This window comes from Microbulbifer maximicatervae (SeqCode) (assembly GCF_052467695.1).
In genome coordinates this window covers 5091225-5116331 of record NZ_CP174320.1, presented here as the reverse complement: position 1 = coordinate 5116331, position 25107 = coordinate 5091225, and the positions used below count along the sequence as shown (strand labels likewise).

23 protein-coding genes are annotated in these 25107 nt (G+C 52.2%); 20 read left to right on the top strand and 3 right to left on the bottom strand.

What is annotated here, in order from left to right:
- Positions 1 to 84 precede the first annotated feature (84 nt).
- Both ACJJI8_RS22450 and ACJJI8_RS22445 read left to right on the top strand, forming a co-directional pair.
- The gene (locus tag ACJJI8_RS22450) at positions 85 to 330 is read left to right on the top strand and encodes an FAD assembly factor SdhE (RefSeq protein WP_282931952.1); all 246 of its coding nucleotides are present in this window, start codon (positions 85 to 87) and stop codon (positions 328 to 330) included.
- Positions 305 to 757, top strand: a complete 453-nt coding sequence (locus ACJJI8_RS22445) for a protein YgfX (protein WP_444933791.1) — start codon at positions 305 to 307, stop codon at positions 755 to 757. The genes ACJJI8_RS22450 and ACJJI8_RS22445 overlap by 26 nt, the downstream gene beginning before the upstream one ends.
- A gap of 46 nt (positions 758 to 803) precedes the next feature.
- Here the strand turns inward: ACJJI8_RS22445 and nadB are convergent, their stop codons facing one another.
- On the bottom strand, positions 804 to 2411 hold the full coding sequence (nadB, locus tag ACJJI8_RS22440) for an L-aspartate oxidase (RefSeq protein ID WP_413662753.1): 1608 nt from the start codon (positions 2409 to 2411) through the stop codon (positions 804 to 806).
- Between the two features lie 178 nt (positions 2412 to 2589).
- Between nadB and rpoE the strand changes: the two genes are divergently transcribed.
- The 5 genes from rpoE (at position 2590) to ycjG (ending at position 6769) form a co-directional block, all read left to right on the top strand.
- Entirely contained in the window at positions 2590 to 3204 is a 615-nt protein-coding gene (gene rpoE / locus ACJJI8_RS22435) for an RNA polymerase sigma factor RpoE (protein ID WP_282931954.1), read from the top strand.
- 118 nt (positions 3205 to 3322) lie between these two features.
- Entirely contained in the window at positions 3323 to 4027 is a 705-nt protein-coding gene (locus ACJJI8_RS22430; protein ID WP_444907693.1) for a sigma-E factor negative regulatory protein, read from the top strand.
- A 1-nt stretch (position 4028) separates the two neighbouring features.
- Positions 4029 to 5267, top strand: coding sequence for a MucB/RseB family sigma factor regulatory protein (locus ACJJI8_RS22425; protein ID WP_444907694.1), 1239 nt, complete (start codon positions 4029 to 4031; stop codon positions 5265 to 5267).
- 12 nt (positions 5268 to 5279) lie between these two features.
- Complete coding sequence (locus ACJJI8_RS22420) at positions 5280 to 5738, top strand: SoxR reducing system RseC family protein (RefSeq protein ID WP_444907695.1); 459 nt, start codon at positions 5280 to 5282, stop codon at positions 5736 to 5738.
- An 83-nt stretch (positions 5739 to 5821) separates the two neighbouring features.
- Positions 5822 to 6769, top strand: a complete 948-nt coding sequence (ycjG, locus tag ACJJI8_RS22415) for an L-Ala-D/L-Glu epimerase (protein WP_444907696.1) — start codon at positions 5822 to 5824, stop codon at positions 6767 to 6769.
- On the opposite strand, the gene mpaA is transcribed toward ycjG, so the two are convergent.
- Positions 6757 to 7461, bottom strand: coding sequence for a murein tripeptide amidase MpaA (gene mpaA, locus ACJJI8_RS22410; protein ID WP_444933790.1), 705 nt, complete (start codon positions 7459 to 7461; stop codon positions 6757 to 6759). The two genes, ycjG and mpaA, sit on opposite strands and share 13 nt — an antisense overlap.
- Before the next feature lie 171 nt (positions 7462 to 7632).
- Between mpaA and ACJJI8_RS22405 the strand changes: the two genes are divergently transcribed.
- The 8 genes from ACJJI8_RS22405 (at position 7633) to acpS (ending at position 15136) form a co-directional block, all read left to right on the top strand.
- Entirely contained in the window at positions 7633 to 9027 is a 1395-nt protein-coding gene (locus ACJJI8_RS22405) for a Do family serine endopeptidase (protein WP_413662747.1), read from the top strand.
- Between the two features lie 134 nt (positions 9028 to 9161).
- Positions 9162 to 10967, top strand: coding sequence for a translation elongation factor 4 (gene lepA / locus ACJJI8_RS22400; RefSeq protein WP_413662746.1), 1806 nt, complete (start codon positions 9162 to 9164; stop codon positions 10965 to 10967).
- Between the two features lie 50 nt (positions 10968 to 11017).
- Positions 11018 to 11785 carry a signal peptidase I gene (lepB, locus tag ACJJI8_RS22395; protein WP_444925497.1) on the top strand — a complete coding sequence of 256 codons (768 nt, stop codon included), beginning with the start codon at positions 11018 to 11020 and terminating at the stop codon, positions 11783 to 11785.
- A 53-nt stretch (positions 11786 to 11838) separates the two neighbouring features.
- Positions 11839 to 12279 (top strand): DUF4845 domain-containing protein, encoded by a 441-nt coding sequence (locus ACJJI8_RS22390; RefSeq protein ID WP_444933789.1) that lies wholly within the window; start codon positions 11839 to 11841, stop codon positions 12277 to 12279.
- Positions 12272 to 12952, top strand: coding sequence for a ribonuclease III (gene rnc, locus ACJJI8_RS22385; RefSeq protein ID WP_282931964.1), 681 nt, complete (start codon positions 12272 to 12274; stop codon positions 12950 to 12952). Before ACJJI8_RS22390 ends, rnc begins: the two co-directional genes overlap by 8 nt.
- A 123-nt stretch (positions 12953 to 13075) precedes the next feature.
- Positions 13076 to 13975 (top strand): GTPase Era, encoded by a 900-nt coding sequence (gene era / locus ACJJI8_RS22380; protein WP_282931965.1) that lies wholly within the window; start codon positions 13076 to 13078, stop codon positions 13973 to 13975.
- A 25-nt stretch (positions 13976 to 14000) separates the two neighbouring features.
- Complete coding sequence (recO, locus tag ACJJI8_RS22375) at positions 14001 to 14753, top strand: DNA repair protein RecO (RefSeq protein ID WP_444933788.1); 753 nt, start codon at positions 14001 to 14003, stop codon at positions 14751 to 14753.
- The gene (gene acpS, locus ACJJI8_RS22370; protein WP_282931967.1) at positions 14750 to 15136 is read left to right on the top strand and encodes a holo-ACP synthase; all 387 of its coding nucleotides are present in this window, start codon (positions 14750 to 14752) and stop codon (positions 15134 to 15136) included. Before recO ends, acpS begins: the two co-directional genes overlap by 4 nt.
- Here acpS and ACJJI8_RS22365 read toward each other — a convergent pair.
- A complete protein-coding gene (locus ACJJI8_RS22365) occupies positions 15133 to 17964 on the bottom strand; it encodes a response regulator (RefSeq protein WP_444933787.1) in 2832 nt (943 codons plus the stop codon). The two genes, acpS and ACJJI8_RS22365, sit on opposite strands and share 4 nt — an antisense overlap.
- Before the next feature lie 298 nt (positions 17965 to 18262).
- Between ACJJI8_RS22365 and cysM the strand changes: the two genes are divergently transcribed.
- The 5 genes from cysM to hemH all read left to right on the top strand — a co-directional run bounded on the left by cysM (position 18263) and on the right by hemH (position 24890).
- Positions 18263 to 19159 carry a cysteine synthase CysM gene (cysM, locus tag ACJJI8_RS22360; RefSeq protein ID WP_444933786.1) on the top strand — a complete coding sequence of 299 codons (897 nt, stop codon included), beginning with the start codon at positions 18263 to 18265 and terminating at the stop codon, positions 19157 to 19159.
- A gap of 639 nt (positions 19160 to 19798) precedes the next feature.
- Positions 19799 to 22045: a GTP diphosphokinase gene (gene relA / locus ACJJI8_RS22355; protein ID WP_444933785.1), complete on the top strand. Its 2247-nt coding sequence runs from the start codon at positions 19799 to 19801 to the stop codon at positions 22043 to 22045.
- A gap of 19 nt (positions 22046 to 22064) precedes the next feature.
- The gene (gene mazG, locus ACJJI8_RS22350) at positions 22065 to 22892 is read left to right on the top strand and encodes a nucleoside triphosphate pyrophosphohydrolase (protein ID WP_444933784.1); all 828 of its coding nucleotides are present in this window, start codon (positions 22065 to 22067) and stop codon (positions 22890 to 22892) included.
- A 176-nt stretch (positions 22893 to 23068) separates the two neighbouring features.
- Positions 23069 to 23722 carry an adenylate kinase gene (gene adk / locus ACJJI8_RS22345; protein WP_282931972.1) on the top strand — a complete coding sequence of 218 codons (654 nt, stop codon included), beginning with the start codon at positions 23069 to 23071 and terminating at the stop codon, positions 23720 to 23722.
- A gap of 169 nt (positions 23723 to 23891) precedes the next feature.
- Complete coding sequence (hemH, locus tag ACJJI8_RS22340; protein ID WP_444933783.1) at positions 23892 to 24890, top strand: ferrochelatase; 999 nt, start codon at positions 23892 to 23894, stop codon at positions 24888 to 24890.
- Positions 24891 to 25107 lie beyond the last annotated feature (217 nt).

The following is a 25107-nucleotide window of genomic DNA, read 5'->3' as shown; positions in this document are numbered from 1 at the left end:
GCATAATTTGGGGGTCCTTCGCGCCCTTTTCAAGTTTGGTGGGGCAGGGGGTATACTGCGCTTTTTATCTGGTTGGAAAGAAGTATGGATCGCAACCGCCTGTTTTGGGCCAGTCGCCGTGGCATGTTGGAATTGGATCTGGTTTTGCTGCCGTTTCTGGATAATGTTTACGAGACCCTGGAGCCAGAGGATCAGCAGCGCTATATCCGCCTGCTTGATGAGCAGGATCAGGATCTGTTCGCCTGGTTCTTGCGTCGAGAAGACCCGGCTGACCCGGACTTGAAGCGTATAGTGCAAATCATCCGTGACAACACCGGACTCCAGGAATAGCTCGACACCCCCGCTTTATGAGCGCAGCGCCCGCTTAAGTTGCGTCGTTGCGCCTTCCTTTCTTTTGCATTTGCTCCTTTTGCTGATCACCCTTCTGGCGATCTTACTCGTCTGGTTGTGTAACCTGCCTTCAGTATTATCTGGGCTGGTGAGCCTTTTTGTTGTGGTTTACGCCGGAATAGAGTGGCGCAAGGTAAAAGCTGTGAGAGGCCATTTATCGACCCGCGAGCGAAGGTGGTTTTGGCACCCTGATGGCGCAGATCGTCGCGAATTCCAGTTTGTAAATGAGCTGGTGTTGTGGTCTTGGTTGGTGGTGATTAATGGTCGGGACAGGGCTGGGCGCCGGCTCCGTTTGGTGTTGGCCAAGGATATGCTGGCGCCGCAGGATTGGCGCAGGCTACAAGTGGCACTGCGCTATTCCCGCTAGTTAGCTGGGTTGCCGTGGCGGGCCCAGTTGGCTAAAAATTGGTCGGTTAAATAAATTGGCGTTGGCCGGCAAAGTTCTCTGGCACCAAAATCGTGTCCATAGCAAGTTCACGCAGTTGGGGGTAGTCGAGGGAGTAGTGCAGCCCCCGGCTCTCGCGGCGATCCAGGGCCGAACGAATAATCAATTCCGATACCAGGGAGAGATTGCGCAGTTCAACCAGGTCGCTGCTGATGCGGTAATTGGCGTAGAACTCGCGAATTTCTTTCTGCAGCAACGTTACTCGGTGTTGCGCGCGCAAGAGTCGCTTGCGGGTGCGCACAATGCCTACGTAGTCCCACATAAACCTGCGCAGCTCATCCCAGTTATGGGAAATCACTACATCTTCATCGGAATCGGTGACTCGCGATGCATCCCAGTCGGGAGATGGGCGGGGCGCCTGTACCATACCCAGGTGCTCATCGATATGCAGGGCTGCTGAACGAGCATAAACCAGACACTCTAACAGCGAGTTACTGGCAAGGCGGTTGGCGCCGTGTAAGCCGGTAAATGTCGTTTCGCCAATGGCGTAGAGCTGGTCCAGATCTGTACGCCCATGGCGATCGACCATAATGCCGCCACAGGTATAGTGAGCTGCAGGCACCACTGGAATAGGCTCTCGGGTGATATCAATGCCATATCGAAGGCAATTGTTATAAACCGTTGGGAAGTGATCGCGTACAAACTGAGGATCTTTATGGGAAATGTCCAAATAGAGGCAATCTGCCCCCAGCCGCTTCATTTCGTGGTCGATAGCGCGGGCGACGATATCCCGTGGCGCCAACTCTCCTCGCTTGTCGAAGCGGTCCATAAACCGGCTGCCGTCGGGAAGCTTGAGTACAGCGCCTTCACCGCGTAAAGCCTCTGTTACCAGCAGGGCTTTGGCCTTGGGATGGTAAAGGCAAGTGGGGTGAAATTGATTGAACTCCATATTGGCCACGCGGCACCCGGCGCGCCAAGCCATTGCGATTCCATCGCCGCTGGCGCCGTCCGGGTTACTGGTATAAAGGTAGGCCTTGCTGGCCCCCCCGGTGGCCAGGACGACGGCTTTAGCCTGGATCAGCTCGACCTCATCGTTGCTCTTGTTGAGTACGTAGGCGCCGGCACAGCGAAATCGGCCTTTATCTGGATCCGGCTGGCGAATTAGATCGATGGCAACGTGGTGTTCGAAACAATCGATATTGGGGCTGTTTAGCACCTTGGTGATCAGGGTGCTGTGTACCGCTTGGCCGGTGGCATCGGCGCTATGAATAATGCGCCTGTGGCTGTGCCCCCCCTCTTTGGTGAGGTGGTAACCCTGTTCCTCGCGGGTGAAGTCCACCCCTTGATCGATTAACCAGCTGATCGCAGCAGTGCTCTCCTCTACGGTAAAGCGCACTGAAGCGGGGTGGCAGAGTCCTGCACCCGCGTCTAATGTGTCTGCAATATGCGACTCAACCGAATCCATCTCATCCAGCACTGCAGCGATGCCTCCCTGGGCGAACCAGGTGGAGCCATCTTGCAATCTCTGTTTGGAGAGCAGGGCCACGCGATACTGGGAGGCGAGATGCAGGGCCAGTGTAAGGCCTGCTGCACCGCTTCCAATTACGAGAACGTCGTAGTTTGCCTGGGCATTCATAGATTTCAATTATGTTTAAGGGTCGCGTAGTATAGCGCCTCCTGATTATTCGTCGATTTGACGTGGAACTTATGTCCTATTGTCATTGTCATCAACACAGTAAAAGAAACGCCTGCGCCGGTGGCCCCGCAGTCAAATTTTGTGGCGCCCGCAGTGTGGCTGGATATGGGAGTTGGGGATGACAGCGCATCAGGCGTCAACGAGTGACCGTGAGCTGGTAGAACGGGTTCAAAAAGGGGACAAACGCGCTTTTGATCTTCTTGTACTCAAGTACCAGCACAAAATTGTTGCTGTAGTGAGTCGGTTCATTAAGGACCACAGTGAAGTACAGGATGTAACCCAAGAAGCTTTTATTAAGGCTTATCGTGCTCTTGCCAATTTTCGCGGCGAGAGTGCTTTTTACACCTGGATGTATCGGATTGCGATCAATACCGCCAAGAATCACCTGGTTTCCCGCAGTCGTCGGCCGCCATCTTCCGATGTTGAACTGGAAGATGCTGAGTTTTACTCGGGCGCTGACCTACTGCGTGATAACGAGACACCTGAAAGTCAGATGTTTCGCGACCAGCTGGAAGCGGCGGTGCATCGCGCTATTCGTGCACTGCCAGAGGATCTGCGCTCAGCGGTAACGCTGAGAGAGCTTGAGGGACTGAGCTACGAGGAAATCGCCGAGGTTATGGGATGCCCGGTGGGAACTGTGCGCTCTAGAATATTTCGCGCACGGGAGGCGATAGACCGGACAGTCCAGGCCGTGATGGCCGGCGAGCCGGAAACACTGGGTGATAGGGGTTAAAATTGCGGAAAATTTTCCCAGTCGGGGAAACCAACTGCTCAGACTCCGGTCATAACATGTAACCAAATATGGTGCTTGTGGGCACCGAATAAATGATTGCACAAGAGGGTTAACCCCTATGTCCCACGGGAATCATCAGGAACGTCTTAACGAGTCGCTCTCGGCGCTCATGGATGGCGAAGTCAGCGAACTGGAGCTGCAACGGCTTCTGAAGGCCAGCGCGGCCTCTGAAGAGTTCGGTGAGCGCTGGTCGCGTTACCAACTTGCGGCGAGTGTTATGCGCCGCGAACAGGTCGCGCCGGTCGACATCGGCCTTGCAGCGAGTATTTCTGCGGCCATCGATGAGGAAGAGCCTCTGTCGCAAAACGGCAATGGGGGATCTGCGGTTACTGGCAATTTGGTCAACAATCGCTGGTGGCGTCCGCTGTCCCGTGGTGCTGTTGCTGCGACGGTGGCCTTTGCTGCCATTTTGGGTGTGCAGCAAATGACAGATTCTCCACAGAGCGCTATTCAGGGGGCAAACCAGCCGGTAGCTTCGGTAGAACGGGAGGCTCAGCCGGTCGTTCAGTCTGCACCGCAGCCTTCCGGTTTCTATGTGCCCGCCCCTTCCACACGCTCCGTGAGTACTGCGGCTCCCCGCTTTGTGCCGGAACAACGCACCGGTGTTGTGGGGCAGGCCGTAATTCAGCAGGCCCCGACTCCCGAGTTGATGCGCCACCTGAATCGCGTAATGATTCAGCACTCAGAACAAGCCGCTCATGTGGGCAGTCAGGGCATGGTTCCCTTTGCTCGCGCCACTTACGGCGAACAGGTTGGAATGTAGTGTGACGAAAGTCGAAACCAGGGGGCGCCGAATTTTCAGCGGGATTCTCAAGGCCAACGGGCTACTGTTGGCCTCCTCGCTGTTGGCACCCATGTCATTTGCCCAGGTTGACACTGGGGTCGAACCCAGTGCCCCCATCACCATCAATCTCGATATGAGTACTGCTCCCGCAGCAGCCCCAGCTGTAGTGGAAGTTGCTATGACAGATGGGGGCTCGGCTGAGGTGGAAAGTCCTGCCGCAGTACCGGCCGATCCAGCAACTGCAGCCCCGGAAGGCGCTGTTGGTTCCGTGCCGGCGCAAGAGGGGGTGACATCTGGTGTAGTTAATCTCAATCCTGCGAATCTCAACCCTGCAGCGCAGAGCGGCCTGGTAAGCCCGGGTGTAGTGAGTAGCAACGAGGTTGAGCATTGGCTAGCCAAGCTGGCAAAAGCAGTAACTGAGCTTGAATACAGTGGTCTGGTGACCTTTGAGCATGCGGGCCTCCTGGAGACCTTGCAGGTGGTTCACGCGGTTCGAGAAGGTGAGCAGGTAGAGCGCGTGCGCTACCTCAGTGGTGAGCCTAGAGAGTTGATTAGCCACGGCAGTGCCGGAAATTGCGATGTCAGTGCTTCGCCAAGAAATCGTGCTACAGCATGGAACTCGGCGGGCCAACAACAGGCTCAGCGCGCCTACCAATTTATCTTGCGGGGTGAGGAGCGAATCGCGGATCGCGATGCTGTTGTGATTGAGGCGCGACCGAGGGATCGCTATCGCCTGGGCTTGGTAGTGAGTCTCGATAAACAGACTGGGCTGCCGTTGAAGACCATGCTGGTTAGCACCCAGGGCCGCGTACTGGAGCGTTACCAGTTTGTACAACTGGATCTCTCCCCTGTAGAGGATGCCGCACTACAGGCGGTCTCCAATAATGCCCGGCGCATCGATAATCGGAATGAGTGTACGGCTTCACAGAGCCGCTGGCAGGTGGGCTGGTTGCCCGACGGTTTCAGGGTAGTGTCCGTCAAGCCGTTATCTGATGGCGATATGATGGTGTTTAGCGATGGGCTGGGAGTGTTCTCTGTATTTGTCCAACGCCTCGGTCCAGAACTTGAGGGCTTTAAAGGTCGCGCAATCCGCGGAGCTACAACAGCCTATATGGACCGTCTGGAAATTGAAGGCGTTGCTTACACTGTAACAGTGGTGGGTGAAATCCCCGAAACTACAGCGCGCCGTGTCGCCAGCTCAATTACCGCAAAGAGTTAAGTGAGCATATAGGTGCTTCAAGAGCGTGGCCGGGTGGTGGCCATAGAGTCCGATGCTATCTGGGTGGAGACCACCCAGAGTAGCGCCTGTAATGGCTGTTCTACCAAGTCCAGCTGTGGGACTGGATTGCTGGGCGATCTGTTTTCTTCTTCGACCCGCGTTAAACGCGTTAAAGTAGCTCTCAACGGTTTTTCTGCTGATAAAATCCACCTCGATGATGTGGCAGTAATTGGTATTACCGAGAATGCCCTGACCAGTAGTGCCTTGCTGGTTTACCTCGTCCCCTTGATGTCCCTGGTGCTAGTTGCACTGATTGGGGATTCGCTCTTCGCTGAGCCCGGTGCTGTAATCGGGGCCTTGATCGGTCTGGTCTTCGGTGCTTTGGGCGTTCGCTGGTACAGTAGGTCCCAGTCGCAAAACCCCACCTACACCCCAGTACTGCTGCAGATTGAGCCCTCCCAAAAGAAATAGTCCGCCGCCTCCGTCTTCGCCAGCTAACCCTAATCTCCCTGACCTAAACTGAGAGTTCCATTTATTGCCTGGAGGCTCTGCCAATGAGGGCTCGCTGTTTTGATGAGCGCTGGCCTCTACGTACTGCATTTGTCATCTCTCGTGGCGCGCGCACTGAGGCTCAAGTTGTGGTGGTGGAGCTTAGTGATGGTGAAGTCTCTGGCGTCGGTGAGTGCACGCCTTATGCTCGCTATGGAGAAAGTGCTGCCTCTGTTTTGCACCAGCTGCAGCCGATGCTCAAAGAGGTGAGTGATGGGTTGACCCGAGAGCAATTACAGCTGCGTATGCCTGCCGGAGCGGCGCGAAATGCGCTGGATTGTGCGCTGGCAGATTGGGAGGCTAAAAAAGCGGGGCGTCCACACCCGGCTCCGGATTTTCTCCCTACCGTACAGACATTAGTTGTTGATAGTCCCGAGGCAATGGCAAATGCTGCGAAAATTGCTGTGACTGCGGGAGCTGATGTTCTCAAGTTGAAACTTGATGACCAACATGTGCAAGAAAGGGTGTCGGCAGTACGCTCAGCAGCACCGGATGCCAGGTTGGTGATTGATGCCAATGAGGCATGGCGAAAAGAGACCTTGTTGCAGAGATGTCATGATTTAAGCAAGTTGGGGGTGGCGATGCTTGAGCAGCCACTTCCAGCGAGTGAAGATGAATTTTTGGAGAGCTTTGAACACCCGCTGACGATTTGTGCGGACGAGAGTTGCCATACTCGGGAGGATCTGCCGAAGTTGCTTAAACGCTATGAGATGGTCAATATCAAGTTGGACAAAACTGGCGGGATTACCGAGGCCCTGGCACTGGCAGATGAAGCGACTGATCTCGGCCTGGAAATTATGCTGGGATGTATGCTGTGTACCTCTCGGGCTATCCGCGCAGCCTGGCCCTTGGGAAGTCGAGCTAGCTTTCTGGACCTGGATGGGCCCACCTGGCTGGCTAGCGATGTGGAGCCCCCTCTGCGTTTCAAGGCGGGTAGAGTTTATTGGTCGTAAGTCAGCAGATCGATTAGCGCTTGCAGATAGTCTTCACTTGCCGCATCAGCTGATATTGGGGGGAATTCAAGGGTAATACAGGGCAGTGTTTGCTCGGCACACCAGGTGCCGAATGATCCTGGGGTCTGGTAACCCACATCCCCAACCAGAGGCAGCTTGAAATCACTGGCAAGCTGCATGCCCAGAGGGCTGTTGCTGGGATCCTCGACACAGGCAAGGGGCTCGTGAATGGAAACGGTCCAGGTCGGTCCCAGCTTTGCAAACAGCTGGCAAAGTGCAGAGGTCTCGGGTTCAGAGGCGGCGCTATCACCTGTACTTAACCTAACATCGCGTTTTTTCGCAGCACTGTTCCACCGGTAGACATTGCCACTGCCATCCCAATTTGCAGTGGCAAAGTTGCGGTTGAGATCTACGCCGCGTGCGTTGGCCCTGGTGCCCAGCTGGCAGCCATCCGGATTGACAGCGAGGATTACGTGATGTCTCAATGAATTGGCGGCGAGGGCCCGCAACGCGCAGGATAGAGCGACGACTGCGGCGACTTCATCTCCGTGGGTGCCGGCCATTATAAGGCCGTGGTGGGTGCCGGTTTGTGCGGGAAAATAGAGTAGAGGGGCACCCAAAACACTTTGGCCGTAGAGCTCAGTGGGCAGGTGAAACTGACCGCGTTCTGGGCGCGGGCGCATTTCGGACATCGTTAACTCTTTACACAGTTTTACAGTCTGTTGTAGAACTTTGGTGACTAGATCGCCACTAAGTCGTTACTGAGAGTCCCTAAGGGGCTGGACAAGCCAAGGCTCGCCCTTGAAAGGACTCGAAAATCCAATGGTTTCATATTAGAAGGGATCACTAGGGGTAACAAACCTATGGTTAAACGTTGTACACAATATCTACTGGTTCTGTGTCTGTTGGTTTCCGGGGCTGCCAGTGCCCGCGGACTACCCGAACTTACGGAGTTAATCGAAGATAACTCTCCGGCAGTCGTCAAAATCAACACGGTTGATCGCAACCGCACTAGTCGCAGCAGCCAGCCGCAGCTTCAGCAGGAAATTCCCGATATCTTCCGCCACCTTTTCGAGCCGCGCCAGCGCCAGCAGCGTCCGGTAGCGAGTATGGGTTCCGGCTTTATCATCTCTGAAGACGGTTATATCGTAACCAATAATCACGTGGTCGATGGTGCAGACCAGGTAACCGTTACATTGACTGATCGTCGCGAATACGAGGCGCAGGTTATTGGCAAGGATGTGCGCTCCGACCTGGCCCTGTTAAAGATCGACGCGGAGGACCTGTCGTCAGTACGCTGGGGGGATTCCGAAGAACTGCAGGTGGGAGAATGGGTTGTCGCTATTGGCTCTCCCTTCGGCTTGGACTACTCGGCAAGCGCCGGGATCGTCAGTGCGATGGGGCGCAGTATCCCCAATGAGAGCCGCGAGAATTACGTTCCTTTTATCCAGACAGATGTTGCAATTAACCCCGGAAATTCCGGAGGCCCGCTGTTTAACCTGGATGGCGAAGTAGTGGGTATCAACTCGCAGATCTATACCCGCAGTGGCGGTTCTATCGGGCTCTCCTTCGCTATTCCCGCAAGCCTTGCCCAGGATGTGGTTGCCCAGTTAAAAGAAAAAGGGCGGGTGGATCGCGGATGGCTCGGAGTGGGAATCAGTAATGTCGACCGCAATATGGCGGAAGCCATGGGCCTTGGTAAGCCCGCCGGCGCCCTGATCGATCAGGTGAGCCCTGGGTCGCCCGCAGCTCAAGCGGGAATTATGCCCGGTGATATCATTTTGCGCTTCCATGGTCAGAAGATAGGAGTTTTTGGTGACCTGCCGCACGTTGTAGGCCAGATTCGACCGGGTACACAGGCCCAGGTGGAGTTGATCCGCAATCGTAAACCCGAGCGCCTGAGTGTTACTGTCGGCACCCTGCCGGGTTCTGAAGATGAAGCGAGGCAAGTGGCAGCCAATCCCAGCTCTGGAGTGGGTGGGCGCCTGGGAGTCGTGGTTGAGGAAATTCCCGATATTCTGAAGCAGCGCTGGAATGTGGAAACTGGGGTGCTGGTGAAGCAAGTGATTCCAGGCAAGCCCGGTGCCAAAGCAGGTTTGCGCAGTGGCGATATCATCGCGCAACTTGGTTTTGAAGAAGTTGGCGACATTAGTGACTACAAAACTGTCGTCAAGGATCTGCCGGAGGATGAGCTATTGCCGATTCGCTTCTTCCGCGCCGGGCAGTCCACTTTCCGTACAATTAAGATCGAAAGCTAGCCGCTTTCCAGCGATTGGTGGCCCATTGGGCCACCTAGCTCTCACCTCTGTCCATGAGTTCTGTTAGACTTGCGCCACACAGTTGGCACTATAGCCAGCTAATCATTTGATTTTGCAAGGGTTTTTATTCCGCAGTGGCCACAGATCTCTCTCATATCCGCAATTTCTCCATTATTGCCCATATCGACCACGGGAAATCTACCCTGGCTGACCGCTTTATCCAGGACTGTGGTGGCCTCTCCGATCGGGAGATGGCTGAACAGGTGCTGGACAGCATGGAGCTCGAGCGCGAGCGTGGGATTACCATCAAGGCGCAGAGTGTGACGCTCGACTATGAAGCGCGCGATGGTAAGACCTATCAGCTGAACTTTATTGATACCCCCGGACACGTGGATTTTTCCTATGAAGTGTCCCGTTCTCTGGCAGCTTGTGAAGGCGCGCTACTGGTGGTAGATGCCGCCCAGGGCGTTGAGGCCCAATCGGTTGCCAACTGCTATACAGCCATTGAACAGGGGTTGGAAGTTATCCCTGTCTTGAACAAGATGGACTTGCCCCAGGCGGACCCTGAAAAGGTTGCCGAAGAAATTGAAGATATTATCGGTATCGATGCCGCCGAAGCGACTCGTTGCAGTGCTAAGTCTGGCCTCGGTGTTGAGGATGTACTGGAAGATCTGGTGCGCTTGGTACCACCGCCGGAAGGCGATGTCGATGCTCCTCTACAGGCGCTGATTATCGACTCATGGTTTGACAGCTACCTGGGCGTTGTTTCCTTGGTGCGTGTTGTCCAGGGCACCCTGAAAACCAAAGAAAAGATTGTCACCAAATCTATCGGTCGTGCCCATGTTGTGGACAGCGTGGGAATCTTTACACCCAAGCGCCACGAAACCGGTGTACTTCGCGCAGGTGAAGTGGGCTTTGTGGTGGCAGGGATCAAGGATATTCATGGCGCTCCTGTGGGCGATACGCTGACCCATGCTAAGGGCGCCGATGACATTGATATGCTGCCGGGCTTCCAGAAGGTTAAGCCCCAGGTTTATGCAGGCTTGTTCCCGGTTAGTTCAGATGATTATGAGGCTTTCCGGGATGCGCTGGAGAAGCTGTCGCTGAACGATGCCTCCCTGTTCTACGAGCCAGAAACATCCGATGCGCTGGGCTTTGGTTTCCGTTGTGGCTTCCTCGGCATGCTGCATATGGAAATCATCCAGGAGCGTCTGGAGCGGGAATACGATCTGGATCTTATTACCACAGCGCCGACCGTGGTTTATGAAGTTGAGCAGTCAGATGGTGAGATAGTGATGGTAGATAATCCATCGCGCTTACCCGATGTAGGCTCCATCGAAGAGATGAGGGAGCCGATTGCCGAGGTGAATATTCTTGTACCTCAGGAGTATCTGGGCAATGTCATCACTCTGTGTGTGGAAAAACGCGGTATTCAAAAGGACATGCAATACGTAGGTTCACAAGTGTCCCTGCGCTATGAACTGCCGATGAGCGAAGTGGTTATGGACTTCTTCGACCGCCTCAAATCCGTAAGCCGCGGCTTTGCCTCTTTGGATTACAGCTTTGTCCGTTTTGAAGCGGCCAAGTTGGTGCGACTGGATATCCTGATTAATGGTGACCGAGTGGATGCTCTGGCGCTGATTGTCCACCGCGATAATGCGCAGCAGAAAGGCCGCGCAATGGCGGAAAAGATGAAAGAGCTGATTCCCCGTCAGATGTTTGATGTGGCGATCCAGGCGGCTATTGGTGGTCAGGTGGTTTCGAGAACCACGGTGAAGGCGCTGCGCAAAAACGTGACGGCCAAATGTTACGGTGGTGATGTTACTCGTAAGAAGAAGCTGCTGGAGAAGCAGAAAGCGGGTAAGCGCAGAATGAAGCAGTTGGGCCGTGTTGAAGTGCCGCAGGAGGCATTCCTGGCGGTACTGAAGGTGGATCAGTAGGGCTTCGGCCCTGCGCCACGATGAAAAATAAGGGATAGTAGAGAAAAGTAATGGATATAAATTTACCTCTGATTCTGCTGTGGTTGGTTGTGATTAGTGGCGGAATCTGGTTAGTTGACAGTCTGTTTTTCGCCCGTCAACGCAAGAAGAATGTCGGGGACCAGCAAGAAGATCCGATCGTTGTCGAGTACGCGAAGTCTTTTTTCCCGATTCTGGCGATTGTGTTTGTTCTGCGCTCTTTTATTGTCGAGCCCTTCCAGATTCCTTCAGGTTCAATGATTCCAACATTGGAAGTCGGGGATTTTATTCTGGTCAACAAGTACGCCTACGGTGTGCGCTTGCCAGTGTCCCGAACCAAGGTAATGGATGTGGGGGAGCCCAAGCGCGGCGATGTCATGGTGTTCTTTCCGCCCCACAAAAACGATACCTACTACATCAAGCGGGTGATTGGATTACCCGGTGACAAGATAGAGCTGAAGAACAATGTGCTCTATGTCAACGGTGAGATGGCTCGCCAAGAACTGATCCGGGCTATCCCGCCAAGTAACCCGCAAACAGAAGTCATGTGGGAAGATCTCGACGGCTATCGCCACGAGATGCAGAAAAGTGTCCGCCCCCGGCAGTACAGTAACTTTAGTGGTGTAGTGCCGGAAGGGCATTATTTTATGATGGGCGATAACCGCGATAACAGCCTCGATAGCCGGGAGTGGGGCTTTGTCCCAGAGAAGGATATCGTCGGCAAAGCTTTCGCCATTTGGATGCACTGGGACAAATTGCTCAGTTTGCCCAGCTTTAAGCGTGTAGGCTCAATCCAATAAAGAAACCAGCCGGGCGTTAGCCCGGTTATTTATAAAGGATAGAGGGCATAGTTATGGGTGGTAAACTCAACCTTTCACTGAAGCAGCAGCGCGGTATGAGCTACTGGGGATGGTTACTGGTTATAGCGGTGGTCGGATTTGTATTGACTTGTGTTTCTAAAATGGCTCCGGCTTATGTGGATGCTCGCTACGTTAGCGAAGGGTTAAAATCCCTTGGGCAAAACCCGAACCTGGAAAATATGACTAGCGGTCAGATTAAGAATGATCTAAGCCGTTTTTTCCTAGTTAATAATGTACGCGGAGAACCTACCAAGTCGGTAAAGGTGGTTCGTGGATCAAAAGGCTCAGTGGTGAGCATCAATTACGAGCTGCGCCAGCCGCTGATATACAACGTAGATGTTGTGATGAAGTTTAATAAACAGCTCGACACCGCGAAGCCGGAGCTTTGCTGTGATGCGCTGATCGATCTGGAGCAATTCCGCAAACGTGACTGATCTTTTATTGGAACGCCTTTGCAAGCGCCTCGGCCATGATTTTGATCAGGCCGAGCTGCTTGAGTTGGCTCTGACTCACCGATCCCATGGGAGTCGTAATAATGAGCGCCTGGAGTTTCTCGGCGACTCGATACTCGGGTTCACTATCGGCGCGGCACTTTACGAGCAGTTCCCCAACGGGCGCGAGGGGCAATTGAGCCGCTTGAGGGCACAATTGGTTAGCGGTGAAACCCTGGCAAAACTTGCGCGGGAGCTGGAAATTGGCGATTGCCTGCGCCTCGGTGAAGGTGAAATGAAAAGTGGCGGCTTTCGTCGGGCATCGATTCTGGCCGATGCCGTAGAGGCTCTTATTGGGGCCATCTATTTAGATGCCGGTTTGGAGGCTGCGCGCGCCCGGGTACTTGAGTGGTTTGCATTGCGCTTGCAGGGCCTATCATTAGAGACCGTGAAGGATCCCAAAACTCGCTTGCAGGAGTGGCTACAGGCTCGAAAAAAACCTCTGCCGGAATATAAAGTCGTAGATGTTTCTGGCGCTGAACACGCACAGCATTTTGTAGTGGAGTGCCGTGTCAGTGGCCTTACGCAGCCTGTAAAAGGCGAAGCCAGCAGTCGCCGTAATGCTGAAAAGACTGCGGCGGTGGAAGCTTATAAGCTCCTCACCGGGCAGGACTAACCTTACAATAGAAACGACGCGCCGGATCCATTTCCCGCATCGTAATGACAGCCTCCTGTATCACTGGGGGCGCTTCTGGCTCCGGGGATTCCCGGAGACCTCCAACTCTTTCGGAGAAATTTCTTGAGCGAACAACCTTCTCGCTGTGGCTATGTCGCGATTGTCGGCCGCCCCAATGTGGGAAAATCCACACTGTTGAACCACCTGCTGGGGCAGAAACTCGCGATTACTTCGCGCAAGCCGCAGACCACCCGCCACAATATGCTCGGTATTAAAACCGAAGGTCCAAACCAGATTATTTTTGTCGATACACCGGGTCTGCACTCCGATCAAGAAAAAGCGATTAACCGCTATATGAATCGAGCTGCCGCCAGTGCTGCGCGGGATGTGGATGTAGTGGTGTTTGTTGTAGAGCGCACTCGTTGGAGTGAGGCAGACCAGTTGGTGGCAGATAAGCTGCGCGGTATTAAGTGCCCATTAATTATCGCCGTGAACAAGGTGGATCAGCTCGAGGATAAAGCTGATCTACTGCCCCAGCTACAAGCCCTGGCTGAGGAGCATCCAAAAGCTGAAATTGTTCCCATATCAGCCTTGCGCAACGTAAATCTGGATACTTTGGAAGAGGTTATTCTGAAGCACTTGCCTGAGGGGCAGCATTTCTTCCCCGAAGATCAAGTGACTGACCGCAGCTCGCGCTTTCTCGCAGCAGAAATTGTTCGCGAAAAGATTATGCGTCAATTGGGTGCCGAGGTTCCCTACCAAGTTACTGTGGAGGTAGAGGAGTTTGCCCAAGAAGGTAAGGTCTTGCATATCAGCGCTGCTATTTTGGTTGAGCGGGCGGGCCAAAAACGTATCATCATTGGAAATAAGGGCGAGCGAATCAAACAGATTGGCAGCCAGGCTAGAGAAGATATGGAGCGCTTGTTTGATAGCAAGATAATGCTCAATTTGTGGGTGAAGGTGAAATCTGGCTGGTCTGATGATGAGCGGGCTCTGCGCAGTCTCGGTTACAGAGACGAGTAATCATCAGGGCAGTTTCCCTGGACCTATGAAAACGCCTCAACCGCCTCAACCCGCATATATCCTCCATTCGCGGCCCTATAAAGACTCCAGTTTGATCCTGGAGCTTTTCACTCCCGATTACGGCCGGTTGGGCTGTGTCGCCCGTGGGGCCCGCCGTGACAAGCAGCGCCGCCAACAAGCATTGCAGCCTTTCACCCCGTTGCTTGTCACATTGATGGGAGCGGGTTCACTTAAAACGCTAGGTCCAGTCGAAAATGTTGGTGTACCACTATGGCTCAAGAGCCGAGCGGTTTATGCGGGCCTTTATGCCAATGAACTGATGGTAAGGCTCCTTCCCGAGGGCGAGGCGCATTACACGCTGTTTGCAGCTTATCAGAGCCTGCTGGAATCTCTGTCTCAGCTGGAGGGACTCTCCAACGCTGAACTGGAAGGTCCGCTTCGTCGCTTTGAGTTACAACTGCTCCTGGAGCTCGGTACCTGCCCGTCCCTCAATATTTGCGGCCCGCAAGGAGACCCTGTAAGTAAAGATGGGGTTTATCGCCTGGATGATGAGTGGGGTTTAATTCCTGTTCACCGCTCCAATGATGAGAGCCTGGGAGAGTGTTTTTTTTCAGGTGCCGAACTATTGGGGATGGACAGCGCTATGAATGGGGGTGGCTGGTCAGGTGAGGCTTTAGCACCTGCAAAGCGCCTAACACGATTATTGTTGAGGAAAGTATTGGGGGATAAGCCTTTGCAGAGCAGAGAGCTTTTTCGACAGGTTTACGGAAAAAAATGATTGTTAGTATTGGAACCGATATTTGTAACTACGACCGTATTGAGGTGGCGTGGCAGCGCTTTGGTGATCGCTTTGTCGAGCGTGTTCTTAACAGTGCGGAGAGGAAGGACTTTTATGCTATGGCTGAGCCCATCCGTGCTGCATATCTGTGCAAGCGATTTGCGGCGAAGGAGGCTGTAGCCAAGGCCTTGGGCACAGGGATTGGTGAAGGGGTTTCCTGGCAAGATATCGATGTCCGTCGCCGCAAGGGCGCTGCACCGCAGGTGGTACTGGCGGGCGCAGCTGAGGAGAGGGCCGAAAAACTTGGTGTGGACAGAATCCACCTCAGCCTGTCTGATGAAAAAGACTCGGCCCTGGCATTTGTCGTATTTGAATCCTGCTAGGCAACTACCTCCAGGCCAAAGAGCGCATCCAAGTCCTGTTCAGAAGCCCACTCGCGCAGGGCCCGGATCTCCCTGAGAACAGCATTGAGTTTGCGCTGGTCAAAGGCTTGGGCATCGGAGCCTTGGATAGTGCGCAATGCCTCTTGTAACACGCAAGTTGATTCTCTCAAGCGTGAAACTCCGCAATAGCAGCAGCCACCGTGCATGCGATGAGTGAGTTCGAACATGCCCTTGTAATCCCCAAGGTTGTACAACCTTTCCAGCTCTCTCTCATCTGAACTGAGACCGTCAATCAACATGCGCAGCATGTCCCTGGCCAGCTTGGCATCCCCGTTGGCGAGGGTCAGGCATTCGCCAATGTCTACCAGGCGCATCTCTTCAATCTTCACTTTTTCTGCGGCCTGGGGAGTGATGATCTTAAGCCAGCGCTTGATCATATGGGAGAGCTGGGCCTCGCTAACAGGCTTGCTTAAGTAGTCGTCCAGTCCCGCAGACAGCAGGCGTGCTTTTTCTTCGGCGCCGGCGTGGGCGGTAAGGGCAATGATTGGAGTACGGCGGCCGGTCTCCTGCTCACGAATCAGACGTGTAGCTTCGATACCATCCATTTCGGGCATTTGAATATCCATAAACACCAGGTCGAAAGCTCCCTGCTGCCAGAGCTGTAGAGCTTCTTCGCCGCTTGCTGCAATAACGATTTCTACATCTTGTGCTCGCAGAAGTTCGCCGACCAGTCGGCGGTTTGCCGCGTGGTCATCCACTGCCAGCACGCGCGGTGGTGCAGGCCACGGTAGCGCCTGTACCCCGCCACTAACCCGCTGTTGTCCCTGCTGTGGTACTGCTCGTTTCAGGGATCGCAGCAAATTGTCTCGGGTGACGGGTTTGCTAAGGAAAGTGAGAGTGCGGGTGCGCAGTTGGTCGTAGCAGCGACGCAATTCAGCGGGTGGGCCCAGTACGATCACGCGGCACTGATAGGTATCAACCAGCGACTGCACTTTGCTACTGAAATTATCAAAATCACCTTTGGCAGTAGCTGTATCGATAATAACCGCATCCGGTAGAGCATCGTGCCGCCACATTTGCTCGATTGCCGGTTGCAGAGTATCGGTATCGCCGAGTTCTACGGGCTCCACTTGCCATTGGCTGAGTAGCTGAGCTACCTGGGTCCGTGTAACTGGGTTGGGGTCTGCAAGTAAAATTCGGCAGCCAGGAAATTGAATACGCGGATACATGCCTCGATTGCGTTCAGCCTGGAGGGAAATTTGCACCCAACAGGTGCTGCCGCCATTGGCTGTTTCTTCAATACCTGTGCAGCCGCTCATTCTCTCAACTAGGCTGCGGGCTATAGACATCCCTAAACCATTTGCGCTGATTTGTTGGGTGAGCTGTGGGGACTTGCTGGTGAGGATGTTTTCAATTTCACGGCGACCAGCCTCGTCAAGACGGTTACCCAGGCCGGTAACCGAAATACGGAGTACAAGTTCTGAGTTATTAATGCTATGTACTGACAAGCGCACAGGGATATTGCCATTTGCTGAGCTGCGCACCGCGTTACCGATCAAGTTTGTAAGTATTTGCTTAATTCGCAACGGGTCTCCGATTAAAGTGGGAGGGAGTTGAGAATCGATCAAGGGCACCAGTTCCAGATGGTGCTCATAGGCGTTTGGGGCCAGTATTTGCAGGGTCTCTTCAAGTAGTAAGCCAAGGTCCATAGGGATATGGTCAAGGACCAGGTTGCCGGACTCAATGCGGGAAAAGTCCAGGATGTCGTTGATGGTAGTCAACAGGTTTTCCGATGAACGTAAAATGGTTTGCAGGTAATCCTGCTGTAGCTCATCAATTCCAGTTTTTAACAACAGGTTGGTAAAACCGATAATGCCATTTAAAGGTGTGCGAATCTCGTGACTGGTATTGGCTAGGAACGTCGATTTAATCCTGCTTGCTTCCTGCGCCCTTTTACGTGCTAAGTCCAGCTCAATATTTTGTTCTTCCATACTGTCCAGGGATTGGCGCAGGTCATCCATAGACTGGAGCAAGTTGGCTTTGTATTCCTGTTGGTAACTGGACAGGTTTTCAGCCATCTCGTTAATTTGGTTTCCCAGTTGAGCGAGTTCTCGATTCTCCGTTTCATGGGTGCGTCGATCAAACTCACCTCTGCCAATCGCCTCCAGAGTATGCCCCATTCTAATCAGGCTGTGAGCAAAGCGCTCAGACATGATGACCGACCAGGCCAGCGCGGCTAGGGTACAGAGAATCAACCCCACCAAACCTACGAGTAAAACTTGGTAAGTTCCCACCAGGAAATAGGGGCGATGTAGCTCAATACTTATCCAGCAGGTGGTGATATCGCCTTTCAATGGCTGTAAAACCTGAAGGGTCTCATCATCTTCAAAAATAAAGGGTTCGCGCTTGTTAAGGGTGTCCCTGCTAATGGGGCTGCGTGGACGCGGCCCGACACTGGCCAGCAAGCTGAGTCCGGTGCTGGGGTTGAGGGCTAGCTTGGGGTTGGGTTCGGTGGAGTAGACATGAACAGATCTGACCATATCTTTTTCCAGCATTAGCGCCAGCAAACTTTTACGCAGCCATTCCATTCTAAGTTCAGCTGGATGGCCCCCGCTCATCTCAATTAGTTCAGCTAGCTGTTCGGCGCTGGCTCGACCGTGGCTTAATAGTAATTGGCGACGATCGTGCATTTGCTGCAGGGTGAAAACGAGAGCGAGGAGCAAGGACAGAATTAGTGCGGGTGCTACAGTAAGGCGAAATACCAGGGTTCGTAAGGATCGAGGTTGCTCTGGTTCCTCGATTGAGAGAATAGGGTTGCCTGGGGCCATGTTAAGAGGGGCCTTGTACGATTATTTTTCCCTCATTTTACCGTTATGTACATCTGAGCGCACTCATTCACTTATCAGAAAACGCTTCTTTTTTGTCACAATATGCGCGTTTTAGAGGCTCAAAGATTCACTTTGCCAAGATTAGATAGCGCGGCATAGCCATCTGAATAATACCGCTTCAGGTATATCTCCCTTAATAACCTGGGTAGGGAGTAGACCAAAGTAGACGGTATTTAGTGCATAGTACCGCTTGCTGTACACTTGGACCCCGCGAGATTTTTCTGGAATTTATTGCATTATGGATTATCCAACAATTGCTGACTGCGTAGGCAATACCCCGCTGATTAAACTACAGCGCCTGCCAGGTGATACCAGTAATACTGTTTTGCTCAAGCTGGAAGGCAATAACCCTGCGGGTTCGGTAAAAGACCGCTCGGCACTTTCAATGATCAACCATGCGGAAGCTGCAGGATATATTTCTCCAGGAGATACCCTGATTGAAGCGACCAGCGGTAATACGGGAATTGCCCTGGCAATGGCTGCAGCGATTAAGGGCTATCAAATGATATTGATTATGCCCGACAGTGCTACCGAGGAGCGCAAGGCTTCAATGACAGCTTATGGCGCTGAGTTGATATTGGTTAGCGCTGAAGAAGGTATGGAGGGTGCGCGGGACTTAGCTTTGCAAATGCAAGAGGATAAAAAAGGATTGGTACTGAACCAGTTTGCCAATAGCGATAATCCCCTGGCTCACTATGAGGGAACCGGTCCGGAGATTTGGCAGCAGACCTCTGGAACGGTGACTCACTTTGTCTCCTCAATGGGTACAACCGGTACCATTATGGGATGCGGGCGTTACTTGAAGGAGCAAAATCCCGATATTCAAATCGTTGGATTGCAGCCAACTGAAGGCTCCAGTATTCCGGGGATTCGCCGTTGGCCGGAGGCATACTTACCTAAGATTTTTGTTCCTGAGCAAGTGGATATGGTCATGGATATGGACCAGCGAGAAGCTGAGGATATGACTCGCAGGCTAGCGAAGGAAGAGGGTATTTTTTGTGGCGTTTCCTCTGGAGGGGCGGTAGCCGGTGCTTTAAGGCTGTCTGCGCAGCTAGAAAATGCGACGATTGTTGCAATTGTCTGTGATCGTGGAGATCGTTATTTATCTTCAGGACTTTTTGCCTCCCCAAAATAGTTCTTACTTTTATTCTCTAATTTATCTTATTTTATTGATCAATGCTGGAAATAAAGTGCTTTAACTCCAGCATTGTGCCTGATATCTACTAGCAAAAACTTTGTGAGATTCGCAGCTTTGTAAAGTGATTCGCCAATCAATCTACAATCATCTCTCTTGCCCCTTTTTTTGGGGGGAGCCTCTAATCCTCCTGCTATATGTGCATTGCCAGTTAAAAAAGCAATAACTAAGCCGGTAAATACAAAAAAACTGATAGTTTGTAAAGTTCGGTAAAGCCTTGTTTTGTGTTCATGTAGAGGTGGAGAAATTCACTTTTAAGTAACAAATGCAACCTGTTCACTTCTCTCGATATTCCCCAATATCACAATTTTAGTTTTCTATAGGCATTGGTTTTGCAGGTTTACTGTTGGTTAAAAGGTCAACAAGCTGGACAGGACTTATACCTTCCCACTCAAATTGGTACGAAAAACTGCTGAATTTCGCGCAGCTTATTGAAATGTATACAGAAAATCATGGACTTTGGTGAGTTCAAACCTATGATAGAGAAGCGCTTAATCCAGCATGAGCACTGAGTAAATGTGCTGCTAAGCCAGGTAACGACAAAATTATGCCAATAACACAAATGACTCTTGTTAAAAGATGGTTCAAGTAAGAAAGCATCATTCCTTTGGTGGAGAAGGTGAACTCGACCTTGAATCCTGGTTGCGCCATGTACAGAAGCTCGCGGGCCTGGATGGTTCTGCGATAGTAACTTTGCGGCGCGCAGCTGAGGTGAGTGCCGAAGCAGAACAGCGCGCAATTGAGGCGGAAAATATCTGGGCTGAGGGCGCTAGCAGTTTTGCCTCAGGCCTTGAGATGGTTGAGATTCTCGCCGACTTACAAATAGACTCAGAAGCACTTGTCGCGGCGGTGCTGTACCGTGCCGTACGTGAAAAACGCCTGCCACTGCAAGCTGTGGAAAAAGAATTTGGTGAGCGAGTTGCCAAGTTGATTCGTGGTGTTTTGCGTATGGCTGCGATTCGCAGTCGCAGCGCAGATACCGGAGAAGAGAGCCCGAGTGGTGCGGTAGAGGAACATTCAGAGAATATCCGGCGTATGCTGGTGGCATTGGTCGACGACGTGCGAGTCGCTTTGATCAAACTCGCTGAGCGCACTTGTGCCATTCGTGCTGCAAAAAACTCAGAGCCGGCTAAACGCCAAAGAGTTGCTCGTGAAGTGGCCGATGTTTATGCACCCCTTGCCCACCGCCTGGGAATTGGTCATATCAAATGGGAATTGGAAGACCTATCTTTTCGCTATCTTGAGCCGGAAGATTACAAGCAGATTGCTCGCTTGCTGGATGAGAAAAGATTGGCTCGGCAGCAGTACATCGACGAGGTATTGGAGCTATTGCGCTCTGAACTCGAGCGCGCCCATATTGAAGGTGATGTCTACGGGCGGGCAAAGCATATCTATAGTATCTGGCGGAAAATGCGCCGGAAAAATATCGGCTTCTCCCAGGTTTATGATATTCGCGCAGTGCGTATTCTTGTCCCAACAGTAAGGGATTGCTATGCGGTTCTGGGTATAGTGCACAACCTCTGGCGCAACATACCGAATGAATTCGATGATTATATCGCCTCCCCCAAAGAAAACGGTTATCGCTCTCTGCACACGGCTGTAATTGGCCCCGAGCGAAAGGTGCTTGAGGTTCAGATCCGAACTTTTGCTATGCATGAAGAGGCGGAATACGGTGTTTGTGCTCACTGGCGTTACAAGGGCACTGATCTTAAGAGCGAGAGTAAAGATAGCTACGAGCAAAAAATATCCTGGTTGCGTCAGGTGCTCGACTGGCATGAAGAGGTGGGAGGTAACCCACTACAAGATGATTTACGCTCCAGTGAGGCAGATTCACGTATTTATGTATTTACCCCCGGCGGTCATGTTGTAGACCTGCCTCGGGGTGCAACACCATTAGATTTTGCCTACAAGATCCATACAGAAATTGGTCACCGTTGTCGCGGGGCTAAAGTAGATGGCCGAATCGTGCCGCTCAACCACCGGTTGGAGACAGCCAATCAGGTTGAAATCCTCACAGGAAAACTCGAAGCGCCGAGTCGCGATTGGCTCTCTTCGGGCATGGCCTATATCACTACCTCCCGTGCCCGAGCCAAGATTATTCACTGGTTTAAGCAGCAGGCTCGGGATCAGAATATCGCCGATGGCCGCAGTATTCTCGACCGGGAATTTAAGCAGCTGGCGCTGAGTGATTTCGATTTCGATAAGTTGGCAGCCAAGCTCAACATGCATTCCCTAGAGGACCTCTATGCGGCAGTGGGTGCCGGTGATATAGGCGTGGGTCAGGTTCTCAACGCAGCCCAGCGAATGGTGAAGGTCGACAATGTGCCTCGGGTACCATCGCTGACGGCTCCAGTTGCCCGGGGAGAAGGCAAGGCAGATGTCTATATCGACGGAGTGGGTAATTTGCTCACCCACATTGCCGGCTGTTGTAACCCCGTTCCAGGCGATGAAATTATGGGGTATATCACCCTTGGGCGCGGGGTTTCTATACATCGTAAAGACTGCGCAAATATGCTGCGTATGCAGGTTGAGGAGTCTGAAAGGGTACTCCAGGTAAGTTGGGCGGAAAAACCCCGCGAACTTTACGCCGTTGAAATTATGATCGAAGCCTACGATCGCCAGGGCCTGTTGCGGGATGTCACGGTGATGCTGGACAGTCAGAAAATTAATATTACCGCTATGCAAACCCGCTCTAATAAGAACAAGCATACGGTAGAAATGATCGTGACTGCTGAGATCCACAACTTTGAAGAGTTGAGCCAAGTTTTACATCGGATCAATCAACTGCCCAATGTGGCAGCGGCAAAGCGGCGAATTCTGCGCTGAACGTTGAGTAAGGAATAACGTGGAAAAGAATTACTCTGTGGAGGACCTCCTCCACTTGATGGCTCAGCTTCGCAGCCCTGAGGGCGGTTGCCCTTGGGACCTGAAACAGGACTTTGCCAGTATTGTCCCCTCTACGATTGAAGAGGCCTATGAGGTAGCAGAGGCTATTGAGCAGGAAGACTTTGAGCACCTGCACGAAGAGCTTGGAGATCTGCTCTTCCAAGTCATTTTTTATGCCCAGTTAGGGCGTGAGAAAGACCACTTTGATTTCCCCCAGATTGTTGACACTTTGGTACGCAAACTAGTGCGCAGGCATCCCCATGTCTTTCCAAGTGGAACCCTCTACGGCGACCGCTCTGCCGAAGCTCTTGATGAAGCTGAAGTAAAGAGGAATTGGGAGGCGATTAAAGAGGCCGAACGCACTGCCAAAGGGGATGCAGGAACCCTGGCAGGAGTAGCTGTGGGTCTTCCGGCTTTGACGCGTGCAGCCAAATTACAGAAGCGCGCCTCCCGTGTCGGTTTTGACTGGCCCAATATTGATGGTGTCCTCGATAAGATTGAGGAAGAGGTTGCAGAGTTGCGGGAGGCCGTGACAAATGGGGATACGGAGCATGCAAAGGAGGAGCTGGGGGATCTGCTTTTCTCTTGTGTGAATGCATCCCGCCACCTGAAGGTTGATCCTGAGGCAGCTTTGCGGGGGTGTAGCAGGAAATTTGAGCGGCGTTTTGGTTATGTTGAGTCCAGTTTACACAGTGAAGGTCGGCAAGTATCAGAGGCAACGCTGGAGGAACTGGACAGACTTTGGGACAAGGCCAAAGTTCAGCGGGAGCCCGGTGCTGATAGCTAGGGATCTTAACAGGCTTACATAGAGCGGAGCTTTAAGCCCCTTTTAGTACTCTGTGGTTTGTATGGATTGTGGGGGTATCGGTAGCAATCTTGCCCAATCTGAGGTGTGAGTGTAAGGTAGCGCTCTTTTAGCGCGGCGGCTTTTGGTTCGTCGATAGTATTGGAGGCTTACTGAACATGCGAATTATTCTCTTGGGCGCGCCGGGAGCCGGCAAGGGCACTCAGGCTCAATTCATAACAGAGAAGTTCGGCATTCCGCAGATCTCCACCGGCGATATGCTTCGCGCTGCGGTGAAGGCGGGTACCCCTCTTGGCCTACAGGCCAAGGATGTTATGGACGCAGGAAAATTGGTTTCTGACGACCTGATCATTGCGTTAGTTAAAGAGCGCATTGCCCAGGAAGACTGCGCTAAAGGGTTCCTGTTCGATGGTTTCCCTCGCACCATTCCCCAGGCTGAAGCCCTTCTGGAAGCCGATGTACATATCGATCATGTTCTGGAGATCGCTGTTGACGATGAAGAAATCGTAAAGCGTCTCTCGGGCCGCCGGGTTCATGAAAACTCTGGTCGCGTCTATCACATCGTATACAACCCGCCCAAGGCTGAGGGTGTCGATGATGTGACTGGCGAGGCACTGATCCAGCGTACAGATGATACTGAAGAAACTGTTCGCAACCGTTTGGCGGTTTATCACGAGCAGACGGCACCGCTGGTAGGCTTCTATCGCGAGCTGGAAGCACGCTCTCCTGAAGCGGCTCCCAAGTACAGCAAGGTAATGGGTGTTGGCGGTATGGATGAGATTCGCGAGAAAGTGTTGGAAGCTCTCAGCTGAGATCATCGCTAACATTTTTTAAAAGCCCCCACTTGGGGGCTTTTTTGTATCTCCAGAAGTGATATAGAGCGAGTTGATCACGGCGGTATTGGCCTGGCAGTATGCGCTCTTCCCTGCCCGATAACTGGCAGGATTTCTTGAAAGGATAAGATTTCTAACGGGGCGGTTTATGTCTACGGCAATAATTTTGATGAATTTAGGTACTCCAGCTGAGCCTACACCTACAGCAGTAAGAAGTTTTTTGCGGGAATTCCTTTCAGATACGAGGGTTGTCGAGATACCGCGGCCAATCTGGCTGACCATATTGAACTGCTTGGTACTGCCTTTTCGTCCACAACGTATTGCCCCTGCCTATGCGGAAATATGGAATAGCAGTGCAGATGAAACAAAAGTGGAAGGATCGCCGCTTCTCTACTATACGCAGAAGCAAGCAGAGCTGTTGCAGCAGCGTTTAAAAGTAAAAGGTTGCGATGTCGCTGTTGAATATGCCATGACTTATGGTGAGCCCCGCCTCGACAACACCATAGAAACTCTGCGCAAGAAAGGTTTTGAGTCTTTTATAGTGCTTCCCCTATATCCCCAATATTCGGCTACCACAACTGCAGCAATTTATGATCAGGTGGCGCAAATTTTTCGCAATAGTCGCGATATTCCGGATATTTCTCTGATTCGAGATTATTACCAAAATCCCCTCTACATAAAATCCCTGGCCAATTCAGTAAAAGAACACTGGGAAAAAGCAGGGCCAGCGGAAAAATTGTTACTTTCATTTCACGGTATCCCAAAAGCCAATGTTGATAAGGGGGACCCCTATTATCGCCATTGCATGGAAACCGCACGGTTATTAGCGGATGAACTAGAAATCAGTGAGGATAAGTGGCAAGTCACATTTCAATCGCGCTTTGGTAAGGCAGAGTGGTTGCAGCCATACACCGATAAGACCCTTATTGAATGGGGTAAAACAGGAGTTAGTAGTGTCGATGTAATTTGCCCGGCTTTTTCTGCGGATTGCCTGGAAACATTGGAAGAAATTTCGGTAGAGAATCGCGCTAATTTTATTGATGCTGGGGGCAGTGACTACCGATATATTCCTGCATTAAATTTGCGTGAGGATCATATAGAGGCGCTTGCGGGAATTGTGCAAACTAAGCTCAATGGGACAAAATAATTTCTACCAAAGTGCTAAAACGGGACCCAAAAGTGAAAATTGATAAGAAAAATATACTTTTTTTATAAAAAGTTTCTCATTTTTCGCTTTTTTACTTGCAATGCCGGGTATTTTTATTAACTTTGATAAAGTTGTATCGAAATAGGCGGTGCGGCGCTCTGCATAAGTAATAAAAACGGCCGATTCCAGTTTTTATTCGATAGCTAAAAGGCAATGC